Here is a 20,282-nt window from a genome sequence, read left to right on the forward strand (position 1 = left end):
CCTCGTCGATCGATCGACCGGAGAGTAGTAAATCGTGATCGAGTTCCGCAACGTCACCAAGCAGTTCCCCGATGGCACGACCGCCGTGAAGGACTTCAGCCTGGTGCTGCCGTCCCGCAAGACGACGGTGTTCGTCGGATCCTCGGGATGCGGCAAGACCACTCTGCTGCGCATGATCAACCGCATGGTCGAGCCGACCTCGGGCGAGGTCGAGATCGACGGCGAGAGCGTGCTCGGCGGCGACCCCGTCGCCCTGCGCCGCCGCATCGGCTACGTCATGCAGAACTCCGGCCTGATGCCGCACTTCACGGTGATCGACAACGTCGCCACCGTGCTGCGTCTGACCGGCGTGAAGAAGGGGCCGGCGCACGAGCGCGCGCGTGAGCTGCTCAAGACGGTGGGACTCGACCAGTCACTCGCCGACCGGTATCCCAGTCAGCTCTCGGGCGGTCAGCAGCAGCGCGTGGGCGTGGCCCGTGGTCTTGCGGCGGATCCGAACATCCTGCTGATGGACGAGCCCTTCGGTGCCGTCGACCCGATCGTGCGCGCCGACCTGCAGCAGGAGACGCTGCGGTTGCAGCACGAACTCGACAAGACCGTCGTGTTCGTCACCCACGACATCGACGAAGCCTTCCTGCTCGGCGATCAGGTCGTGATCCTCGACAAGGGCGCGCGCATCGTGCAGGTGGGCAGCCCGAGCGAGATCATCGAGAACCCGGCAGACGACTTCGTCGCCTCGTTCATCGGAGCCGACCGTGGGCGTCGGGCCCTGCACCTCAAAGAGACCCCGCACGGCACCGTCGTGGTCGACTCCGAGGGGCGCACGCAGGGCGCGATCGTCGCGGCGGCCGAGACGTCCGACGGTCCCCTGGCGGGGCCGGATGCCGCCGCTCTCGGCGCTGTGCAGGGCGAGGGCGCGTGAACTGGGTCACCGACAACCTCGGGTTGATCCTCGATCTGACTCTGGTGCATCTGCGTCAGAGCATCATCCCGATCGTGCTCGGTTTCGTGCTGTCGCTCCCGCTCGGCTGGGTCGCGTGGCGTTTCCGCCTGGTGCGCGGCCCGATCATCGTGCTCACCGGTCTGCTCTACACGATCCCGTCGCTCGCGCTGCTCATCCTGCTGCCCTCGGTCGCCGGGTATTCGGCCCGGAGCGAGTCGAATCTCGTCATCGCGCTCACGATCTATGCGATCGCGATCCTGGTGCGCGCGGTCTCCGACGGTCTCGATTCGGTCGATGACGATGTGCGCCAGGCGGCGACGGCGACGGGCTTCGCCGCCTTCCGCAGATTCTGGGCGGTGGAGTTCCCGCTCGCCGGTCCGGTGATCCTCGCCGGACTCCGCGTGACGGCCGTCAGCACCATCTCGCTCGCCACGGTCGGCATCCTGATCGGCGTGACCAACCTCGGCTACCTGTTCACGAACGGCCTCGACCGGCGCATCATCGCCGAGGTGTTCGCGGGCGTCGTCGCCGTGGTCATCATCGCCCTCGTGATCGATCTGATCCTGCTGCTGATCGGTCGCGCGCTGATGCCGTGGACGCGCGCCGCCTCGAAGAAGGTCGCGCCTCGGCCGATCGCGCTGGGAGCCCCGGCATGAATCTCTTCGCCGAGGCCTTCGCCTGGATGCTCGCTCCCGAGCAGTGGACGGGAAACTACGCGCTGCCCAAGCTGCTGGCCGAGCATCTCGCCCTGACGGTGATCTCGGTGCTGATCGCCGCGGTGATCGCGGTGCCGATCGGCTGGCTGATCGGCCACACGGGCAAGGGGCGCGAGGTCGCGGTCGCGATCTCCGGCGCGGCGCGAGCGATTCCCGCGTTCGGCCTGATGATCCTGCTCGTCCTCCTGCTCGGCGTGCTGCGTGTGCCGCAGGCGGCCATCATCACCTTCGTTCTGCTCGCGATCCCCTCGCTGCTCGCCGGCGCGTATACGGGGCTCGAGGCGATCGATCGCCGCGTGATCGATTCGGCCAAGGCGATGGGCATGACCGGCTGGCAGATCTTCTGGAAGGTCGAGGTGCCGCTCGGACTGCCTCTGCTCGTCGGCGGCCTCCGCTCAGCCCTCCTTCAGGTCATCGCGACCGTCACGATCGCCGCCTACGTGAATCTCGGCGGCCTCGGCTGGCCGATCATCCAGGGCATTCCCCTGCAGAAGTTCGATCAGGTCCTGGCCGGGGCGATCCTCGTGGCCACGCTGGCGCTGCTCGTCGACCTGATCCTCGCCGCAGCCCAGCACGCCGCGGTGCCGGCGGGGCTCCGTGCCGGCCGTCCCACCCGTCGCCGGTCGCGCGACCTCGCTCCCGCCGCGGCTCCGGCCACGGCCTGATCGCGCACCGGCTCCTCCGTCCCTACCGCGCAGTTCCACACAGCAGCAGTCCCCCACAGCAGTTCCAGAAAAGAGGAAGTCCATGTTCACAGCACGAGGCAAGCGCTCTGTCTTCGCCGTCGGTCTTGTCGCCGCGGCTGCACTCGCCCTGTCCGCCTGCTCGTCGAGCAACCCGCTCGACGAGCCGTCCGACTCCGGTGAGAGCTCGGGCAGCGGCGACACGATCGTCGTCGGCTCGCAGGCGTACTACTCCAACGAGATCATCGCCGAGATCTACGCCCAGGCGCTCGAGGCCGCCGGCTTCGACGTCGAGAAGCAGCTCAGCATCGGCCAGCGTGACGCGTACATGCCGGATGTCGAGTCGGGTGACATTGACGTCTTCCCCGAGTACACGGGCAGCCTGCTCGAGTACATCTCGGATGACGAGGTCGACGTCACGAGCCCTGACGACGTCTACGCGGCGCTGCAGGAGGCCCTTCCCGAGAGCCTGACCGCTCTCGACTTCGCCGAGGCGACCGATCAGGACTCCTACACGGTGCTGAAGAGCTTCGCCGAGGAGAACGACCTGAAGACGATCGGCGACCTCTCGAAGGTGACCTCCGAGGTCACGATCGGTGCGGCTCCGGAGTTCGAGCAGCGTCCGTACAGCCCGGCCAAGGCCAAAGAGGTCTACGGCGTCGACCTGACGTTCTCGGCCACCGGCCCGACCACGCTCGAGTCGCTGCTCGCCGGGCAGATCCAGGTCGCCGACATCTACACCGCCGATCCGGCTTTCGAGACCGAGGAGATCGTCGCTCTCGAAGACCCCGAGAACCTGATCATCTCGTCGAACGTCGTGCCGATCGTCTCGAGCGACATCGCCGACGACGTCTCCGATGTCCTCAACGCCATCAGCGCCAAGCTGACCGGCGAGGAGCTCGTCGCCCTCAACGTGCTCAGCACGGTCGAGGAGCAGTCCTCCGCGGACATCGCGAAGAAGTGGCTCGCTGACAACGACCTCGTCTGACCCGAGTCGTCCTCACAGAAGTGCCCGGCCCTTCAGGGGGCCGGGCACTTCTGCGTCCAGGGACTGCCTAGACCCTGGCGTCCTGCCGGGGTATCAGCACCTGTTTGATCACGATGAGGATGGATGCCGCGACCGGCACCGCCACGAGAGCGCCGAGCAGGCCGAGCAGCGTGCCGCCGGCGAGGGCGCCGATCACGACGAGGGCACCCGGAACGGCGACGGCCTTGTTCATGACGCGAGGGGTGATGACGTAGGCCTCGATCTGCATGTACACGACGTAGATGAGAGCGAAGACGAGTGCCGCGATCGGGTCGCTGAACAGCGCGATGCCGGTGCCGATGATCCAGAAGATCACAGAGCCCACGAGCGGGATCAGGGTGATGCAGAAGGCGACCGTCGCCATCAGCGGTGGGAACGGCAGCCCGAGGAACACGTACAGCAGGAACGTGAGCACGGCGTTGCAGAACGCGAGCACGACCATTCCCATCACGTAGGCGCCCACGGAATCGGTGATCTGCTCGGTGATGTCGCTTGCGCGCGCGCGGTCACGTGCGGGAGCGAGGCGGAGCATCCCCGACTTGATCGACGGCAGCGTCGCGACGAAGTAGAGCGTGAGCACGAGCACCACGATGATGCCCGAGATGGCGTTGGCGATCGAGGCGCCGACCTGCAGCGCTCCTCCGCCGACCGCGGCGATGTTTCCCGGGTCGGTGAGGAACGTCTGCACATCCGCGACGAGGTCCTGGAACTGGTCGCCGAACTGGGCGTCGAGCGTCGCGTAGATGTCGCTGCGGGTGAACTCCTGGATCATCCCCGGCACCGACCTCACGAAGCTCGCGACCTGGTCGATCACGACCGGCAGCACCATCCACACGACGAGACCCGCCACGACCACGAGCCCGAGGATCGCGACGACCACCGAGATGGCGCGAGACAGCCCGCGCCGCTCGAGGAAGCGCACGGTGGGGTCGAGGCCCAGGGCGGCGAACAGTGCCAGGGCGATGTAGATGAGCACGGTCGACAGGTTCGCGACGGCCAGACCGAGCACGATGGCGGCGAGGCCGCCGATCGTCACCAGGAATCCGAACACGAAAGGCCGGTCGATGCGCGTCCAGAACGAGCGGCTCGGAGTCATCGGCTCGACGACCCCGTGACGAACTGCCGGCGACGTCTTCGGCGTGGGCGGGGAGATCGCCGGAACGGTGGTGTCTTCTGCGGGGGAGCTCGCGGACCCCGGAGTGTCGGCGGATGCTTCGGTGATCGACGCTGCGACGTCGGGTGCCGAGGAGGGTTCGGATGCGGCAGCAGACGCGCTCTTCGACGGGTCCTGCTCTTCTCGGCTCATGTGCTCACGATAGCGGCCGAGCGCGGGTCCATCCGGGAGGCATCCCCCCTTCAGGGTGGGGTCGTTCTGACGCGTGTTTCCGTAGAGTAGGGGGCATGACCGCCGCCGAAGACCCCCGAGCTGAACTCCTCCGACTGCGTTCGAGCATCGACAACATCGACGCCGCACTCATCTTCATGCTCGCCGAGCGCTTCCGCGCCACGCAGCAGGTCGGTCAGCTCAAAGCCGAGCACGAGATGCCGGCATCCGATCCCGGTCGCGAGGAGCAGCAGGTCGCGCGGCTCAAGGCACTCGCCGAGCAGGCGCATCTCGATCCGGAGTTCGCCGAGAAGTGGTTCAACTTCGTCGTGGCCGAAGTGATCCGCCATCACACCGAAGCCGCCGAAGGACGATGATCCGGCCTTCCGAGCGAGTGACAGTGTGTGCAGCACTCACTCGCCCGGGGACCGAACTAAGTTTATTGAATAAACTATGACCGAGGGTACGCAGAACCACCAGGTCTGTCAACTGATTCCTGCACCGGGACCGGCACCATGCTGAACGGCGATGACGCACTCGACACCCAGGCCTCGGTCCGCCGCGCGAACCTGCGCCGGGCGCTGCAGCTGGTCTTCCGCAACCCGGGCTCCGAGACCCGGGCGGGGATCGCCCGAGCCACCGGCCTGACTGCGGCGACGGCCTCGTCGCTGGTCGCCGAGCTCATCGAGCTGCAGCTGGTCGTCGACGGCGAGCAGGCCGCCAGCACGGGCGGCAAACGCGCGACCACGCTGAGCATCGAGGCCGAGCATCACGTCATCCTGGTGCTCGTGATCCGACCGACCGATGCGCGCATCGCTCTGGTCGCGCTCGACGGCACCGAGGTCGAGACGCGGCGAGTCGCGTTCTCCGATGAATCACGGGTGCGAATGCTCGACGCTGCGCTGACGGAGATCGCCGCCGAATACGCCGGACGGCTGCTCGTCGCGGGCGTGCAGCTTCCCGGAACGACAGACGGCCGCCGCGTGTTCGAGAGCGTGCAGCTCGGATGGACCGACGTGCCCCTCGCCGAGCGTTTCGAGCGCCTGCTCTCGGTTCCCGTCCTTCTCGTGAACGACGTCGATGCCGAGGCGATCGCCGAAGCGGCCCGAGAGGATGAGTCGTCCGGATACCGGCTGTTCATCCACATCGGCACCGGGATCGGTGCGGCGGTGACTCTCGACGGCGAACTCGCACCGGGCCCACGAGACCGCGCGGGCGAGATCGGTCACGTCCAGGTGCAGTTCGGCGAGGATGCGCGCGCGTGTCGCTGCGGACGCCAGGGATGCCTGGAATCGGCGTCGTCGATGACGGCGATGCTGGGCGATGACTTCGATGACGCCATGGATGACGAGGCGATCACCGCGCTGGCCGCGTCTGCCGATGAAGAGAAGCTGGCTGAGGGCGCACGCGCACTCGCGCGCACCATCAAGCTCATCGCCGCAGTGCTCGACGCGGCCGAGGTCGTGATCGGGGGGCCGGCGCGCGCGCTCGGAGACCCGTTCCTCGGCCTCGTGCAGGCGGAGATCGACTACACGGCGACGGGCACCGCGAACGTTCCGGTGCGTTTCGCGGATGCCGACGCGTCGATCTCGACGGGGGTCGCACAGGTGGCGCTGTCGAGCGCGCTCGGGGTCCGCTGGAGTCCCGCGCAGCTGCGCGCGGCATCCGTTCCGGCATCCTGATTCGCGGATCGGCAACGACGCATCGGAGGGTGCGGGATCCCGCTCAGCGCGAGGCGATCCCGACGAGAGCGGCGACGAGCCCGGCGATCACCAGGACGACGATCGCGAGGATGTGCACCACCTTGCCCACGACGAGCATCGGCAGGTCGGGTCCGTCGTACGACGCGGGATTGAAGAGCGTGCCGCGTGCGCGGAAGCTCCAGCGCATGCCGAACCCGATGCGCCGCAGCGCGTGCGACGGTGCGGCGAACGTCTGCCCGCGCTCTTCGCGTGATGCCTTCCACGCAGCCTGCACGGCATACCAGGCGATGACGAAGAACGGCATCGCGAGAGACACGGCCCAGGCGATGAGCGCGACGCCGATCACGGTGCCCATCCCGGGGTCGAGCTCACGGATGAAGAACAGCCCGAGAGCCGCGAGTCCGACGGCCACGGGCACCAGCACCACGCCCCACCCCCACCCGGGGTGAGCGTCTTCCGTCGGCCGCCTCTCGACGCGCCCCGCATCCTGCCAGGTCATGTGATCCCCCCCGTCTCACCGCGCCGGATGGCGGAGTCGACCGTGCCAGAGTACCGGGAGCGGTCGGTTCCTGTCGGTGGAGAGGACGCTGAGCATCGCGAGAGGATGGGGTCATGACACGCATCCTCGTCACGGGCTCCACGGACGGTCTCGGCCGCGCGACGGCCGCCGCACTTCTCGACCAGGGCCATCGGGTGATCGTCCATGCGCGCAGCGCGGATCGAGCAGCCGCCGTCTCATCGCTGACGGATCGCGGTGCCGATCTCGTCATCGCCGACCTCACGGATCGCCGCGCCGTCAGGGATGTCGCCGACGAGCTGAACGGGGGAGCGGAGGTCGACGCGGTCATCCACAACGCCGGTGTCATCTCGGGGTCCGGCATCCTGCCCGTCAACGTGGTCAGTCCCTACCTGCTCACCGCGCTGCTGCGCACGCCCACACGTCACGTCTACCTCAGCAGCGGGATGCATCGCGGCGGCTCGACCGATCTCACGGAGCTCGACTGGGACGGCTCGCGGACGACGGCCAGCTACTCCGACAGCAAGCTGTTCGTCACGGCTCTGTCGGCGGCGGTCGCCCGACGGTGGGCGCCTCGCGTCGCGGCTGACTCGGTCGATCCTGGATGGGTGCCGACGAAGATGGGCGGTGCTGGCGCCCCCGACGACTTCGATCTCGGGCATGAGACGCAGGAGCGCCTCGCGACCGAGCCGCGTCTCGACGTCACCGGCGGATACTGGCACCACGGCGAGCGGCGCACACCCCACCCGGCCGTCGACGACACATCCTTCCAGGAGCGGCTCCTCGCGGCCCTCGCTGACGCGACCGGGGTCGAGCTGCCTGCGCGGTAGGCGTCAGAGTCGAGGTTCCCGTCGCAGTTCGTGCCGCTCGCGGGTGCGCCCGGCGGCACGAACTGCGAACCGGACGCCCCGCGACGGGCCCGAGGTCTACTTGACGCTGCCGGCGGTCAGGCCGCCGACGAGGCGCTTCTCGATGAGCATGAACAGGATGACGACGGGCAGGATCGCGACGATCGAGACGCCGAACACGTACTGCCAGCTCGTCTCGTACTGACCGACGAACTTGGTCAATGCGACCGAGAGCGGCTGGTTCTTGTCGGTCGAGAGGATGACGAGCGATGCGGCGAACTCGTTCCAGCAGGCGACGAACGTGAAGACGATGGCCGTCACGATGCCCGGCCAGACGAGCGGCAGGTTGATCTTGAACAGCACGGTGAAGCGCCCCGCGCCGTCGATCTGGGCGGCCTCGTCGATCTCCTTCGGGATGCCCGCGAAGAACGAGTGCATGATCCACACCGCGAACGACAGGTTGAACGCGGCGTTGATGAAGATCATCGCCGCCCACGTGTCGCTGAGTCCGAGCACCGTGAACTGGCGGAACAGGCCAGAGGTGAGCACGGCCGGCTGCAGCATCTGCGTCACGATCACCAGGAACAGGAAGACCATGCGCCCGGGGAACTTGAAGCGGGCGGTGTAGTAGGCCGCGGGCAGCGAGACCAGCAGCACGAGCAGCGTCGCGAACACGGCGATGATGATCGTCGAGATGAGGTTGTAGGGCAGCGGCGTCTCGGGGGTCGACCACATCGAGATGTAGTTCTCCCAGTGCCACTCGATCGGCAGGTACGTCGGGTCGACCGAGCGGATCTGCGACTTCGTCTTCACGGAGCCGAAGAACATGATCAGGTACGGCAGCACGAAGATCGCGAGCACCAGGATGCCGGCGGCCATGCGCAGGATGACGCGGGGCAGCGTGACCTGGTCCTCGGTGTAGCGGCGCTTGCGTCCGGGGATGCGAGGGGCGGCGTCATCGCCCGCGGTGGTGACGAGGGCGGTCTCGGTCAGGGTCATGATCAGACCTCCTTCATGGGCTTGACGGCCTTGACGTAGATCGCGACGATCACGATCACGATGAGGAAGGCGACGACCGACAGTGCGCTCGCGACGTCGACCTTCTTCTGCAGCTCGATGTACTTGAAGATCATCGTCATGATCGTGTCGGCGCCGTATCCGGGGATCGACCCGGTCATCACCTTGAGGATCGGCAGCGAGTTGAAGACGTTGATGATGTTGATGAGGATCGCGACGGCCAGGGCGCTGCGCAGCTGGGGAACGACGACCGTCCAGTAGGTGCGGGTCGCGCCGGCGCCGTCCATCTTCGCGGCTTCGAGGGTGTCGGCCGGAACCGTCTGGAGGCCCGCGAGGATCGTGTAGGTCGTGAACGGCAGCGAGACGAAGATCGCGATCACGATCGACCAGGCGAAGGCGGTGGCCGGGTTCTTGGTCCAGCCGTAGCCGACCGCGTCGTCTGCGAGCCCGATGTCGTAGAGGAACTTGTTGAAGACGCCGAAGTACGGCTCGAGGCTGTAGTAGAAGACCATCGTCGTCATCACGACGGATGCCGCCCACGGCACGATCACGGCCATGCGGACGATCTGGCGACCGGGGAAGGCCTTGTTGAGGATCTGCGCGAGCCCGAGCGAGATCATCACGGTGAAGGTCACCACCGCGACGACCCAGATGATCGTGCGGAACATGATCGGCCAGAACTCGGCGAACGTGAACACGGTCACGAAGTTGTCGAAGCCGACCGAGCCCTTGTCGAGGCCCGAGAGCGAGATGTCACGGGTGGAGTTGAAGAACATCACCCCGGCGGGGAACAGGACCACGCCGATGATGAGGAGCAGGGCGGGCGCGATCCAGGGCAGCGCCTGGAGCAGGTCCTTCCCTCCCGGCTTGCCGCGGGCGGCGCCCGATCGGCGGCCCGGGGTGCGGGGGCGGCCGGTGGCCGCCCCCGCGAGGTTCGAGGATTCTTTCGTCTGGCTCATGAGATACCCGAACCTCTCCGTCTGCGGGGCTCAGCCCGCGTCGACCTGTGCCTGGATCTCGGCCAGGACGTCCTGGGCCGGCTTCGACTGCAGCTGGCCGAACAGCGACTTGAAGGCGCCGTCGGTGGCCGACCACTTCTCGTTCGTCGACGGGTAGAACTGCGCGTCGGGCAGGACCTCGAGGAACGGCGCGAGCGCCTCCTCACCGGCGAGCTGCTCGGCACCGGACTTGGTGACGGGCAGGAAGCCCTCTGCCTGCACCCACGGCACGTACACGTCTGCCGAGTAGTAGTAGTCGAAGAAGGCGGTGATCGCCTCCTGCTTGTCGCCGTCGTTCTGGAAGGCCATCAGCTGGTCCATGACGCCGAGGGTGAAGGGCGAACCGTCCTTCGTCGGGATCGGGACGATCGAGTAGTCGAGCTCGGGGTTGCCCTCTTCGATCTGGCCGACCGTCGGCGGCAGGCCGACCTGCATGCCGATCTTGCCCTGGATGAAGATGTCCATCAGGGGCGAGCGCTGCGTCGAGCCGGGGTCGGCCTGCGTCGCACCGGCGTCGATCATCTTCTTGATCTGCTCGGCACCTTCGAGGTTCTCGGGGGTGTCGATCGTGATCTCGGACGCGTCGCCGAACGATCCGCCGCCGCCCCACAGCCACACGGCCGCTTCGGCCTGAGCCTCTTCGGAGCCGAGGGGCATGCCGTAGCCGGCCACGCCGCCACCGAGTGCCGACACCTTGGTCGCAGCGTCGAGCAGCTCGTCCCAGGTCGTCGGAGCCTCGACGCCGGCCTGCTCGAGCAGCGCGTTGTTGACGAACAGCGCACGGGCCGATGCGATCAGCGGCAGGGCGTAGGCCGTGCCGTCGACCTCGGCGTTCGCGAGGAACGCGTCCTGGAAGTCGGAGTAGGTCTCCTCCGAGACGACGTCTTCGACCGGGTAGAGCAGTTCGTCGCCGACGAATCCGGCGAACGGACCGCCGTTGTAGATGTCGGGAGCCTCGCCGGCCTGGATCTTGGTGGAGACGACCTTCTCGAGGTTGTCCCATGACTGCACCTCGAGGTCGACCGTGATGTCAGGGTTCTCCTTCTCGAAACCCTCGATCACGTCTTCCCACAGGCCCTTGGTGGCGTCGGAGTAGCTGGGGACCAGAAGGTTGAGCGTCGTCTCGCCCTCGGCGTCTCCGCCGCCTCCTGTCGAGCCGCCGAACCCGCACGAAGCGAGCGTGAGCGTGGCGGTGGCCGCAAGAGCGACAGCACCGAATCGCAGTGACTTCTTCATGTGTATTGCATTCCTCACTGTGTAGGTGGTGCACAGTCGCAAGCACAGCACGCGACGATGCGTGTGATCGCCTCCCCCGGTGGCGGGACGATCGGTTCAAGCCGGGTCGGCTCGAGGAACCCTCCATGGACCGGATCTCCGGAGGGGCGGTGGAACTTGTTCGATTATTTGTCAGGAGAATAAACAAATCAAGAGGAACCTTGCAACGATTCCTAATGTCGACATACTATGATCGAATAAGCCGCTAAACAATCACAAACTTGCAACATCTGGTCCGGAGGGCCCGACATGACCGAACTTCTGCCCGGCGCACACATGCGCGAAGAACTGAATTCGCAGCCTGAGACCTGGGCCCGCGCGGCGGATCTCCGCGACGCGCAGGCGCTGCTCCCGGCATCCGGAGCCCGCATCGCCGTCGTCGGCTGCGGAACCTCGTGGTTCATGGCGCAGTCCTACGCGTTCCTCCGCGAGACCGCGGGCCAGGGCGAGACCGATGCGTTCGCCGCATCCGAGTCGTTCGTCGACCGCGGCTACGACGCGGTCGTCGCACTGACGCGTTCGGGCACGACGACCGAGGTGCTCGAGCTGGTCGAGCGCATCAAGGGCCGCGTTCCCACGATCGGCGTGATCGGCGACGAGACATCGCCGCTCGTCTCGCTCGTCGACGACGCCGTGCTGCTGCCCTTCGCCGATGAGAAGTCGGTGGTGCAGACCCGCTTCGCGACCACGGCCCTGGCACTCTTCCGTGCCTCGCTGGGTGAGGACCTCACCGCGGCGATCGCGGATGCGGCCGCCGTGCTCACGGCGGACTACGACGACGAGCTCCGCGACGCCGAGCAGTACTCGTTCCTCGGCCGTGGGTGGACGGTCGGCCTCGCGCACGAGGCCGCGCTGAAGATGCGCGAGTCGTCGCAGTCGTGGACCGAGTCGTACCCGTCGATGGAGTACCGCCACGGTCCGATCGCGATCGCCGCCCCCGGCCGCGTCACCTGGCAGTTCGGCGAGGCGCCCGAAGGCCTGGCCGCGCAGGTCGAGGCCACCGGAGCCCGCTTCGTGCAGCATCCGGTCGACCCGCTCGCCGACCTCGTGCGCCTGCACCGCGTCGCCCTCGACAGGGCCGTCACCCGCGGGCTCGACCCTGACCAGCCGCGCAACCTCACGCGATCCGTCATCCTGGATGCATGACCCGACCCATCAGCGGAGCGATCGATGACCAGCACTGAGGATGCCGCGAGCATCGCCGACGTCGTGAGCGACGCGTCGGGCGAGCGGCTCGCCGCCGCGCGCCCGCTCGGTCACGGCGCGCCGGTGCTGGCGTTCGACGTGGGCGGCACCGACATCAAGTCGGCGCTGTTCGATGCCGACGGCACGGCTCTCGGCCTCCGCCGCACGCCGACCCCCGTCGCCGAGGGGGACCGCACGGAGGTGCTGATCGAGCGCCTGGGCGTGCTCGCCGCCGAACTTCGGGCCGACCACCCCGATGTCGTGCCGCTGGCGGCAGGACTCGTGGTGCCGGGGATCGTCGACGCGGAGGCCGGCCTCGGCGTCTTCGCGAGCAATCTCGGCTGGCGGAACTCGCCGCTGCGCGACCTCGCGTCGGAGAAGCTCGGTCTGCCCGTCGCGTTCGATCACGACGTGCGGGCGGCGAGCTGGGCCGAGCACCGCCTCGGCGGCGCCCGCGCCTACTCGAACTCCGTCGTGCTGGTCATCGGCACGGGCATCGCGGGTGCCCTGTTGGTGGGCGGCGAGCCGTACACCGCCGGCGGCTACGCGGGCGAGATCGGCCACTCGCCGATCGCCGACGGACCGGTGTGCGCGTGCGGTGCGCGCGGGTGCCTCGAGGTCGTCGCGTCTGCCGGCGCCATCGCTCGCCGCTATCGCGAGGCGACCGGAATCAGCCCCGACGGCGCGAAGGACGTGATCGCCCGCGCGGCGGCCGGCGACCGCGTCGCCTCCGAGATCTGGAACTCGGCGCTCGACGCCCTCGCCCTGTCCCTCGCGCAGCTCACCGCCGTCATCGCCCCCGAGGCGATCGTGATCGGTGGTGGACTCTCCCGCGCCGGGGGAGCGCTCTTCGACGAGCTGCGGGCACGACTGGCGGAGCGTCTGAGCTTCCATCGCCTTCCTGAGCTCGTGCCGGCGGAGCTGTCGGGCAATGCCGGCATCCTGGGCGCGGCGCTGCGCGCAAGGGAGCTGGCATGATCCTCACCGTCACCCCGAACCCCGCGCTCGACCTCACCTGGCACGTCGAGCGACTGACCCTCGGCGAGACCCACCGAGCGGATGCCGGTGCGGTGCGCGCCGGCGGCAAAGGCCTGAACGTCGCCCGGGTCGCCCACGCGCAGGGCGCCTCGGTGCTCGCCGTGTCGACGGCAGGCGGTCGCAGCGGTGTCGAGCTCGCCGCAGAGCTCGGGGCCAGCGGCGTGCCCCATCGCCTGGTCCCCGTGGTCGGAGCGACACGGCAGAGCATCGCGCTGGTCGACGAGACCCTCGGCGACACGACGATCGTGAACGAGCGGGGCGTGAACCCCTCCGACCCCGAGTGGGCTGCGATGCTGGGCGAGGTCGTCGATGCGCTTCCCGGCGCGCGCGTGCTCGTGATCTCGGGCAGCCTGCCGCCCGGTGCTCCTGAGACGCTGCTTCCGCTGCTGATCGGCACGGCGCGGGACGCCGGTGTGCCCGTGATCGTCGACACCTCGGGTGCGGCTCTCCTGCACGCGGCGGATGCCGGAGCATCCGTCCTCAAGCCCAACGCGGCCGAGCTCGTCGAGGCTACCGGCATCACCGACCCGGTCGACGGCGCGCGTTCGCTGATCGAGCGCGGCGTCGACCTCGTGCTGCTGTCGCTCGGCGCCGAGGGCATGCTCGCCGTCACGGCCTCCGACGTGCTGCATGCGCGCCTCGATGCCCCGCTGGCCGGCAACCCGACCGGTGCGGGCGACGCGGGAGTGGCCGCGTGCGCGGTGCTCTATGCCGACGGCGTCCGTGATCCCGAGACCGTTCTGCGACGCGCCACCGCGTGGTCGGCCGCCGCTGTGCTCATGCCGCTCGCCGGCGAGATCTCCGACGACTGGGCGGCGCTCGAGGAGCGCCTCGTCGTCACCCCCTACGATTCCCCCGTTCGAGAGGACCCTCTGTGACCCTGGTCTCCGCCCGAGAGCTCGTGACGGATGCCGCAGCCCGCGGCACCGGCATCGGCGCCTTCAACGTGATCCACCTCGAGACCGCCGAGGGGCTCGTGCGCGCCTCTGCCGACGCCGGACTGCCGGTGATCCTGCAGATCTCGCAGAACTGCGCCGACTACCACGGCGGCCTCGAGCCGATCGCTCTGGCGACGCTCGCCGTCGCGCGGCGCGCGCAGACGCCGGTCGCGGTGCACCTCGATCACGCCGAGCGCCCTGAGCTCGTCGATGAGGCGATCGCCCTCGGCTTCGGCTCGGTCATGTTCGACGGCGGTGCGCTGCCGTACGACGAGAACGTGGCGCTGACCGCTGCCGTCGCCGAGCGGGCGCACGCGGCAGGCGTCTACGTCGAGGGCGAGCTGGGCGAGGTCGGCGGCAAGGACGGCGCCCACGCACCGGGCGTGCGCACCGACCCCGACGAGGCGCGGGCGTTCGTGACCGCGACCGGCGTCGATGCACTCGCCGTCGCGGTGGGCTCGTCGCACGCCATGACGGACCGCACGGCATCCCTCGACCTCGCTCTCATCGCACGCCTGCGCGCCGCCCTCCCCGTTCCCCTGGTGCTGCACGGATCATCGGGAGTCTCGGACGCCGTGATCGCCGACGCCGTGCGCGCGGGCATGACGAAGATCAACGTCTCGACGCACCTGAACGGGTTCTTCACCCGCGCGATCCGCGCGACCCTCGACACCGATGAGAGGCTCGTCGACTCGCGCAAGTACCTCACCCCTGCGCGCGATGCGCTCGCCGGGGAGGCGGCGCGGATGCTGCGCCTGTTCGCCCTCGAGTCCACCGAGGTGGCGGGGTGAGTCACGCGATGCCGGGCAGGATGGTGACATGAAGCGCGCCGCCCGACTGAACGCGATCCTCGACCTGCTGGCCGCGGACGGCGAGGTGAACGTCGACGAGCTCGTCGAGCGCTTCGGAGCCTCGGCCGCCACGACGCGCCGTGATCTCGACTCGCTCGCCGAGCAGCGTCTGCTCACGCGCACCCACGGCGGGGCGGTCGCCCACTCGGTCGCCTACGAGCTGCCGATCCGCTACAAGAGCCACCAGCGCTCGCAGCAGAAGGAGAGCATCGCCCAGGCCGCCGCCGCCCTCGTGGCGCCGGGCATGGTCGTCGGGCTCTCGGGCGGAACCACGACCACCGCCATCGCCGCAGCGCTCGCCGCTCGGGACGATCTCGCCGCAGGCCCGGGCATCACGGTCGTCACCAACGCCGTGAACATCGCCGCCCAGCTCGCCACCAGACCCGACATCAAGGTCGTCGTGACCGGCGGGGTGATCCACTCGCGCAGCTACGAGCTGGTGGGTCCGTTCGTCGAGCAGCTGCTGCGCGGAGTGCGACTCGACATCGCCTTCATCGGGGTCAACGGGATGGATGCCGCGGCCGGCGCCACCACGCAGGACGAACGCGAAGCCGCGGTGAACCGCATGATGGCCGAGCGCGCCCGCCGAGCCGTGGTCGTCACCGACAGCAGCAAGATCGGCACCGTGGCGTTCGCGGCCGTCGGCGGCCCGGAGCTGTTCCCCGTTCTCCTGACCGACGACGGTTCCGACGACGCCTCGCTCGCCGCGTTCCGCGACGCGGGGTACGAGGTCATGACGGCCTGATCTGCCGATCAGTCCTCGGACCTCACAAGCAACACGGTGCCGGACTCCTGGTGGGGATGCCGCGACCCCTCTCGCGACATCCCCGGAGTAGATGGTGTCCTGTCGTCCCCTCACACTCCCCAGTGCACGAGGGTTTCCCCAGTTCGACTGCGCCTCCCTCGCGCTTCGTTTCCGAAGCCCTTCGCTGGCACCTTCTGGAGATAAGGAGCGGGTCACCGATGTTCTGATACATCGACTGGAGAAAAGTTTCAGAGTCCGCTTCCGTGGCACTGGAAAGGCGCGCTGAGGCCTGTGGATTCGGATGCCGCGGCCAGCGCGTCCGCGGGTCTGGCACCGGTGGCCAGCTCGGAGTGCACGGCCCCGAGCAGCTCGCAGGCGACGTCGTCGGCGACCACGACAGGGGCGGCGATGACGCAGCCGGTGCCGGCGTGCAGCCAGACGCGCGTCATGCCCAGCGCCTCCTCACCCCAGCGCACCGACGAGCGGCCGAGTTCGCACGCCGAGAGCACCACGGTCTCGGGCGGGCGCGAGATCAGGTCGACGTCGTACCCGAACAGGGTGCCGTCGACGAGTTCGAACCCTGAGAACAGCGGGCTGTCGACCGCATGACGACCGTGGGCGGCGATGTGCAGCACGTCGACCTGCTCGGCGAGCTCGGTGACGGCACTGACCCGCGCGCTGTCGCCGGTCAGCATCCTGGCGCCTGCCCACGCTGCGGCGGCCCGGCGCACCTCCTCTTCGGCGCGCGCGACGCGGGGGCCGGTCGCGAAACCCGCCCGGGAGGCCTGCGGCGGGCGGCGATCGGAGCCGCCGAGCAGGCGAGACACCGACGTCGCGATGGTGAACGGAGTTCCGCGCATTCCCGGGAGCATCGCCCACGGGATGCCGCCCAGGATGCCGGGCACCGTCAGGGCCAGACGTGCCGCTCCTCCCGACGCCGCGCGCGCCGGTGCCAGGAGGGCCTGGTCGAGTCGTCGCAGTCTGTCGTCGAGCGAACGCGCCACGACGTGCGCCATCGGCCCGCCGTGGGTCAGAGCCGCCACGTCGAGGTCGGCGCGGAGTCCGTCGAGCGCGGCCTCGATGCGCGGCAGCGCCAGCTCGACGATCGACGAGCCGGATGTCGTCACGACGACGCACAGCAGCTCCTCGCGCGTGAAGACGTAGGCGAGGATCGCTGTGTCCTCGTCGAGTCGCGCTCGGGTCTCGGAGAGACCCAGGCGTTCGTGGCTCTCGCCGACGCCGGTCGACGACCACTGGCGGTCACGTACTCGATCCCGCAGCTCGCGCACCCGGGCATCCGTCGTCCAGTCCGACCCCGCGAGGTCGGCGCGCAGCATCCGCAGCTCGGCGAGGTCGGCCGACAATTCGGCATCGTGCGGCGGGCGCACCGGTGCGACCTGCTGGCTGAGATGCCTGGCACGCTCGGACCACTCGAACAGCACCTCGGGATCGCGCGATCGCGCGGCCGCGGCGAGACCGGCGAACATCAGCTCGGTGCCGTGCATGGCCACCGACGCCTGCAGGTCGAGCGCTCCGAACGACTGCTGCCACGTGGTGAGCAGGTCGAGCCCCTCGGCGGCGGCCCGGCGAGCATCGGCATCCCTGCCCCGTGCGGCGGCACGCACCGCACGCACCTCGTGCGCGCGCAGACGCAGCGGCGTCGGGGCGTCAGGGGTGAGTCGGGGCAGGCGACCTCCGTCGGCCAGCCGAGCGGTAAGTGACACCGCAGCCGCTTCGGTGCGGAATCCTCCCCGGGTGAGCGCGTCCACCGTGCGAGAGAAGTCCTCTGCGGCCGGCGGCTTCTGAGGTCGGGTTCGCAGCTGCGCCTCCAGCCGCACCGCGTCGGCGCGGGCGGCCCAGCTCGCGCTTCCCAGGGTGGCGAAGCGACGGGATGCGGTCGCCGCGGCACGCTCGGCCGACGAGGCGTCGTGCCGCAGCAGCGATCGGGCGAGATGGAACTCGGCCTCACCTCGCGCCTGCCGCATCCGCTGTGCGCCGAATCGCACCGCGACCGTGCCGAGCAGTTCTTCGGCCTCGGTCGTGAGGCCGGCATCGCGCAGCACCTCGGCCCGATCGAGGTCGCTGATCGCGGCGGCGAGGTCGCTGGTCGCGGCGAGGATCGGACGCGATCGGGTCATCAGCCCGAGTGCGGTGACGAGGTCGCCGCCGAGCAGCGCGGCGTAGCCGAGATTGTGGCGCGCTTCGGCCAGCGGCTCCTCGGCTCCGTGGGCCTCATAGGCCGCGATGGCCCGCTGTAGATCGGCCGTGCAGGCGTCGAGCCGGTGCCTCTGCATACTGACGATCGACCGGCTCATCAGGCAGTTGGCGCTCTCGATCGAGCCCTCGTCGAGGCCGTCTATCGCCCTGGTGAGAAACAGGTCGGCGTCGTCGAGCCGTCCGCCGTGCATGAGCAACGTGCCGAGTTGGCCGTTCGCGAGGGCGACTGTCTCGTCGCTGAGGCCCGGCCGTGACAGCGCTTCGCGCGACAGTCGCTCGGCTTCCACCGGCTGGCCCGTCTGGGCGAGCACGTAGGCCATGGTCCCGTCGATGCGGGCACGCAGATCGGCGTCGTCCGTGCGCGCCGATGCGGCGGTCAGGGCACGCCGCGCCTGGGCGAACCGTCGGGAGTTGGCTGCGTCGACGCCGCGCTGATGCAGCTCGAGAGCAGACAGGGGCATTGCACCAGAATGCCGGTATGTCTGGCCTCAGGGAAGGTGTGCTGTGATCCGACGCGCGCGGCTACCCTCCCGTCACGGGTGAAGGCAGGGTTTTGAGCACGGCGGAGACGGCCTTGGCCGCAGCATCCGCCGTGACGCCCTGTGCCGGCACGGAACCCCACTGTGCCGCGATGCGCCCCGCGACATACGGAGCCGCGAACGACGTGCCGCTCCAGATCGAGAAGCCTCCGCGGTAGTCGTCCGGGTCGATCGTCTCGCGCCGCAGTCCGTCGACGTCCGCTCTGGTCGTCGCCTGCTCGCCTCCGACGAAGGCCGGTGACGTGCTCACGACGGCGGCGCCGGGGGCGTAGACCTGCACCCAGGGGCCGACGTTCGAGAACAGCGCGACCGAGCGGCCCGACGGATTGAGAGCCCCGACCGACACATGCGGCGCAGCGTGATCACGGGGGATGCCGTTGTCGGCACCGGGCCACGGCCACAGCGATGCCGGGAACGACGGCCGGTCGATCGCGTCGTTGCCCGCCGAGCACACCACCACGCACCCCAGCTCTCGCGCCGCGGTGAGCAGCGCGTCGAGGGTCCGGCTGAACTGACCGTCGACCGGGGTCTCGTGGTAGTACCCGAGCGACAGGTTGAGCACGTCGATCGGATGCCCGGTCGACGGGTCCTCGCGGTGTCGCCGCAGCAGCTCGACGACCTGCGCGACGGTCGTCAGGAAGGTGCTCTCGTCGATCACGCCCAGTGCGCCGGCCATGCGGATCGACAGGATGTCGGCATCCGGCGCCGTCTGACGGATGATGCCCGCGATGAACGTGCCGTGCCCGGCGACGGCGTCGATCTCGCCGTCGAGCTGCCCGTAGAGATCCGGATAGACCTCGGGGTCTGCGTCGTCGGTGAGTCCGATCGGCACGCCGTCGATCTCGATGTGGCGGGTGACGATGTCGTCCGGCAGCCAGTCGTGCACACCGCATCCCGTGTCGAGCACCGCCACCACCGGACGTCGGCCGCGCTTCGGGGCCGCCGTGCGCCGGGGAGCCGGTCCGAGCCAGGTCACCGGCTGGCGCGCGCCGCGCCCCGGCTCGAGGTAGTCGTCGCTGCCTCCGGCCCCTCCGCCCGCGCCGCGCACCGGGTTGGTGCGGCTGAACGGGTTGGTGCGGCTGAAGGGATTCGTTCGGCTGAACGGGTTGAGTCCGACGGGGTCGATCGACAGCACATGCTCGAGGCTGGTTCGCGGCATCGACGTGCCGGAGCTGCGCCGCGCGCGCTGCAGCACGCGCCAGGCGTCCGGCGGCACCGGCGACTCGCCGCGGGTCGGCTCGTCGGGAGTGGTCAGGCGAGCGCGCAGGAACCCCGGCACGCCGGGGACCAGCGGATCAGCCGCGCGCAGAGCATCCGGCGAATCGATCTCGAGCATCCAGCCGAACGAGCCGGCAGCATCGCGCAGCTCGCGGATCTCCTCGTCGTACTCCTCCTGATCGTTGTCCTGATCCTGTGTGATCAGCAGCCGCTCCTGCAGATACGCGGTGGGGAACGCCCTGACGCCCTCGACGGGTTCGACCGACGGGTCCAGCGCCGTCCCCCGTCTGATCGATCCCTCGGCCCGGTCCTGCCAGCTCCACCCCTTGGGCTGCTCCATCGTCGATCCTCTCCTCGCGGGCGGACCCGCGTCCTCTGCGGGATGAGCCCGCGTCCTGTGCGGGGGACCCCGCGGTGTGTGCGGGTCGGCCCGCTTCCGGTGAGTGAGGTCCTGCGTGGTGCGGGAGTCGCCCAGCGGTGGTGTGCACGGGTCGCCCCGT

Annotated in this window: 19 protein-coding genes; 12 read left to right on the forward strand and 7 right to left on the reverse strand. The window is 69.2% G+C overall.

Features of this window, described 5'->3' with window-relative positions; all coding sequences use genetic code 11:
* Window positions 1-34: 34 nt before the first annotated feature.
* The 4 genes from QRN21_RS08140 (at window position 35) to QRN21_RS08155 (ending at window position 3,330) form a co-directional block, all read left to right on the forward strand.
* The gene (locus QRN21_RS08140; protein WP_053098339.1) at window positions 35-922 is read left to right on the forward strand and encodes an ABC transporter ATP-binding protein; all 888 of its coding nucleotides are present in this window, start codon (window positions 35-37) and stop codon (window positions 920-922) included.
* Window positions 919-1,599, forward strand: a complete 681-nt coding sequence (locus QRN21_RS08145; protein WP_230101098.1) for an ABC transporter permease — start codon at window positions 919-921, stop codon at window positions 1,597-1,599. The genes QRN21_RS08140 and QRN21_RS08145 overlap by 4 nt, the downstream gene beginning before the upstream one ends.
* A complete protein-coding gene (locus QRN21_RS08150; protein ID WP_053099329.1) occupies window positions 1,596-2,324 on the forward strand; it encodes an ABC transporter permease in 729 nt (242 codons plus the stop codon). The genes QRN21_RS08145 and QRN21_RS08150 overlap by 4 nt, the downstream gene beginning before the upstream one ends.
* 82 nt (window positions 2,325-2,406) lie before the next feature.
* Complete coding sequence (locus tag QRN21_RS08155; RefSeq protein ID WP_056275893.1) at window positions 2,407-3,330, forward strand: ABC transporter substrate-binding protein; 924 nt, start codon at window positions 2,407-2,409, stop codon at window positions 3,328-3,330.
* Between the two features lie 67 nt (window positions 3,331-3,397).
* Here the strand turns inward: QRN21_RS08155 and QRN21_RS08160 are convergent, their stop codons facing one another.
* Window positions 3,398-4,675, reverse strand: coding sequence for an AI-2E family transporter (locus QRN21_RS08160; RefSeq protein WP_285363622.1), 1,278 nt, complete (start codon window positions 4,673-4,675; stop codon window positions 3,398-3,400).
* A 95-nt stretch (window positions 4,676-4,770) separates the two neighbouring features.
* On the opposite strand from QRN21_RS08160, the gene QRN21_RS08165 reads away from it, so the two are divergent.
* Both QRN21_RS08165 and QRN21_RS08170 read left to right on the forward strand, forming a co-directional pair.
* Window positions 4,771-5,070 carry a chorismate mutase gene (locus QRN21_RS08165; RefSeq protein ID WP_053098343.1) on the forward strand — a complete coding sequence of 100 codons (300 nt, stop codon included), beginning with the start codon at window positions 4,771-4,773 and terminating at the stop codon, window positions 5,068-5,070.
* Window positions 5,071-5,208: 138 nt separating this feature from the next.
* On the forward strand, window positions 5,209-6,375 hold the full coding sequence (locus QRN21_RS08170; protein ID WP_053098344.1) for an ROK family protein: 1,167 nt from the start codon (window positions 5,209-5,211) through the stop codon (window positions 6,373-6,375).
* Between the two features lie 43 nt (window positions 6,376-6,418).
* On the opposite strand, the gene QRN21_RS08175 is transcribed toward QRN21_RS08170, so the two are convergent.
* Window positions 6,419-6,895: a hypothetical protein gene (locus tag QRN21_RS08175; RefSeq protein ID WP_053098345.1), complete on the reverse strand. Its 477-nt coding sequence runs from the start codon at window positions 6,893-6,895 to the stop codon at window positions 6,419-6,421.
* A 113-nt stretch (window positions 6,896-7,008) separates the two neighbouring features.
* On the opposite strand from QRN21_RS08175, the gene QRN21_RS08180 reads away from it, so the two are divergent.
* Window positions 7,009-7,743 (forward strand): SDR family NAD(P)-dependent oxidoreductase, encoded by a 735-nt coding sequence (locus QRN21_RS08180; protein ID WP_053098346.1) that lies wholly within the window; start codon window positions 7,009-7,011, stop codon window positions 7,741-7,743.
* Window positions 7,744-7,839: 96 nt separating this feature from the next.
* On the opposite strand, the gene QRN21_RS08185 is transcribed toward QRN21_RS08180, so the two are convergent.
* The 3 genes from QRN21_RS08185 to QRN21_RS08195 are packed head-to-tail and all read right to left on the reverse strand — an operon-like array spanning window position 7,840 to window position 11,012.
* A complete protein-coding gene (locus tag QRN21_RS08185) occupies window positions 7,840-8,760 on the reverse strand; it encodes a carbohydrate ABC transporter permease (RefSeq protein ID WP_171821966.1) in 921 nt (306 codons plus the stop codon).
* 2 nt (window positions 8,761-8,762) lie between these two features.
* On the reverse strand, window positions 8,763-9,737 hold the full coding sequence (locus QRN21_RS08190) for a carbohydrate ABC transporter permease (RefSeq protein ID WP_053098347.1): 975 nt from the start codon (window positions 9,735-9,737) through the stop codon (window positions 8,763-8,765).
* 30 nt (window positions 9,738-9,767) lie between these two features.
* Window positions 9,768-11,012: an extracellular solute-binding protein gene (locus QRN21_RS08195; protein ID WP_056275906.1), complete on the reverse strand. Its 1,245-nt coding sequence runs from the start codon at window positions 11,010-11,012 to the stop codon at window positions 9,768-9,770.
* 288 nt (window positions 11,013-11,300) lie between these two features.
* On the opposite strand from QRN21_RS08195, the gene QRN21_RS08200 reads away from it, so the two are divergent.
* Genes QRN21_RS08200 through QRN21_RS08220 form a run of 5 tightly spaced genes read left to right on the forward strand, consistent with a single transcriptional unit; the run spans window position 11,301 to window position 15,808 of the window.
* Window positions 11,301-12,197, forward strand: a complete 897-nt coding sequence (locus tag QRN21_RS08200) for an SIS domain-containing protein (RefSeq protein WP_285363623.1) — start codon at window positions 11,301-11,303, stop codon at window positions 12,195-12,197.
* Between the two features lie 24 nt (window positions 12,198-12,221).
* Complete coding sequence (locus QRN21_RS08205) at window positions 12,222-13,214, forward strand: ROK family protein (RefSeq protein WP_187249096.1); 993 nt, start codon at window positions 12,222-12,224, stop codon at window positions 13,212-13,214.
* The gene (locus QRN21_RS08210; RefSeq protein ID WP_285363625.1) at window positions 13,211-14,152 is read left to right on the forward strand and encodes a 1-phosphofructokinase family hexose kinase; all 942 of its coding nucleotides are present in this window, start codon (window positions 13,211-13,213) and stop codon (window positions 14,150-14,152) included. The genes QRN21_RS08205 and QRN21_RS08210 overlap by 4 nt, the downstream gene beginning before the upstream one ends.
* Window positions 14,149-15,003, forward strand: coding sequence for a class II fructose-bisphosphate aldolase (locus QRN21_RS08215; protein ID WP_285363627.1), 855 nt, complete (start codon window positions 14,149-14,151; stop codon window positions 15,001-15,003). The genes QRN21_RS08210 and QRN21_RS08215 overlap by 4 nt, the downstream gene beginning before the upstream one ends.
* Window positions 15,004-15,031: 28 nt before the next feature.
* Entirely contained in the window at window positions 15,032-15,808 is a 777-nt protein-coding gene (locus tag QRN21_RS08220) for a DeoR/GlpR family DNA-binding transcription regulator (RefSeq protein ID WP_056275914.1), read from the forward strand.
* A 248-nt stretch (window positions 15,809-16,056) separates the two neighbouring features.
* On the opposite strand, the gene QRN21_RS08225 is transcribed toward QRN21_RS08220, so the two are convergent.
* Window positions 16,057-18,486, reverse strand: coding sequence for a CHAT domain-containing protein (locus QRN21_RS08225; RefSeq protein WP_285363628.1), 2,430 nt, complete (start codon window positions 18,484-18,486; stop codon window positions 16,057-16,059).
* A 61-nt stretch (window positions 18,487-18,547) separates the two neighbouring features.
* A complete protein-coding gene (locus QRN21_RS08230) occupies window positions 18,548-20,122 on the reverse strand; it encodes a S8 family peptidase (RefSeq protein WP_285363629.1) in 1,575 nt (524 codons plus the stop codon).
* Window positions 20,123-20,282 lie beyond the last annotated feature (160 nt).

Source organism: Microbacterium sp. LMC-P-041 (assembly GCF_030209555.1).
In the GTDB taxonomy this organism is placed as follows: domain Bacteria; phylum Actinomycetota; class Actinomycetes; order Actinomycetales; family Microbacteriaceae; genus Microbacterium.

Bases quoted from the DNA above. Each gene is read 5' to 3' on its own strand.
- QRN21_RS08150 (WP_053099329.1), top strand. From the start codon at position 1,596: ATGAATCTCTTCGCCGAGGCCTTCGCCTGGATGCTCGCTCCCGAGCAG.
- QRN21_RS08155 (WP_056275893.1), top strand. From the start codon at position 2,407: ATGTTCACAGCACGAGGCAAGCGCTCTGTCTTCGCCGTCGGTCTTGTC.
- QRN21_RS08160 (WP_285363622.1), bottom strand. From the start codon at position 4,675: ATGAGCCGAGAAGAGCAGGACCCGTCGAAGAGCGCGTCTGCTGCCGCA.
- QRN21_RS08165 (WP_053098343.1), top strand. From the start codon at position 4,771: ATGACCGCCGCCGAAGACCCCCGAGCTGAACTCCTCCGACTGCGTTCG.
- QRN21_RS08170 (WP_053098344.1), top strand. From the start codon at position 5,209: ATGCTGAACGGCGATGACGCACTCGACACCCAGGCCTCGGTCCGCCGC.
- QRN21_RS08175 (WP_053098345.1), bottom strand. From the start codon at position 6,895: ATGACCTGGCAGGATGCGGGGCGCGTCGAGAGGCGGCCGACGGAAGAC.
- QRN21_RS08180 (WP_053098346.1), top strand. From the start codon at position 7,009: ATGACACGCATCCTCGTCACGGGCTCCACGGACGGTCTCGGCCGCGCG.
- QRN21_RS08185 (WP_171821966.1), bottom strand. From the start codon at position 8,760: ATGACCCTGACCGAGACCGCCCTCGTCACCACCGCGGGCGATGACGCC.
- QRN21_RS08190 (WP_053098347.1), bottom strand. From the start codon at position 9,737: ATGAGCCAGACGAAAGAATCCTCGAACCTCGCGGGGGCGGCCACCGGC.
- QRN21_RS08195 (WP_056275906.1), bottom strand. From the start codon at position 11,012: ATGAAGAAGTCACTGCGATTCGGTGCTGTCGCTCTTGCGGCCACCGCC.
- QRN21_RS08200 (WP_285363623.1), top strand. From the start codon at position 11,301: ATGACCGAACTTCTGCCCGGCGCACACATGCGCGAAGAACTGAATTCG.
- QRN21_RS08205 (WP_187249096.1), top strand. From the start codon at position 12,222: ATGACCAGCACTGAGGATGCCGCGAGCATCGCCGACGTCGTGAGCGAC.
- QRN21_RS08210 (WP_285363625.1), top strand. From the start codon at position 13,211: ATGATCCTCACCGTCACCCCGAACCCCGCGCTCGACCTCACCTGGCAC.
- QRN21_RS08220 (WP_056275914.1), top strand. From the start codon at position 15,032: ATGAAGCGCGCCGCCCGACTGAACGCGATCCTCGACCTGCTGGCCGCG.
- QRN21_RS08225 (WP_285363628.1), bottom strand. From the start codon at position 18,486: ATGCCCCTGTCTGCTCTCGAGCTGCATCAGCGCGGCGTCGACGCAGCC.
- QRN21_RS08230 (WP_285363629.1), bottom strand. From the start codon at position 20,122: ATGGAGCAGCCCAAGGGGTGGAGCTGGCAGGACCGGGCCGAGGGATCG.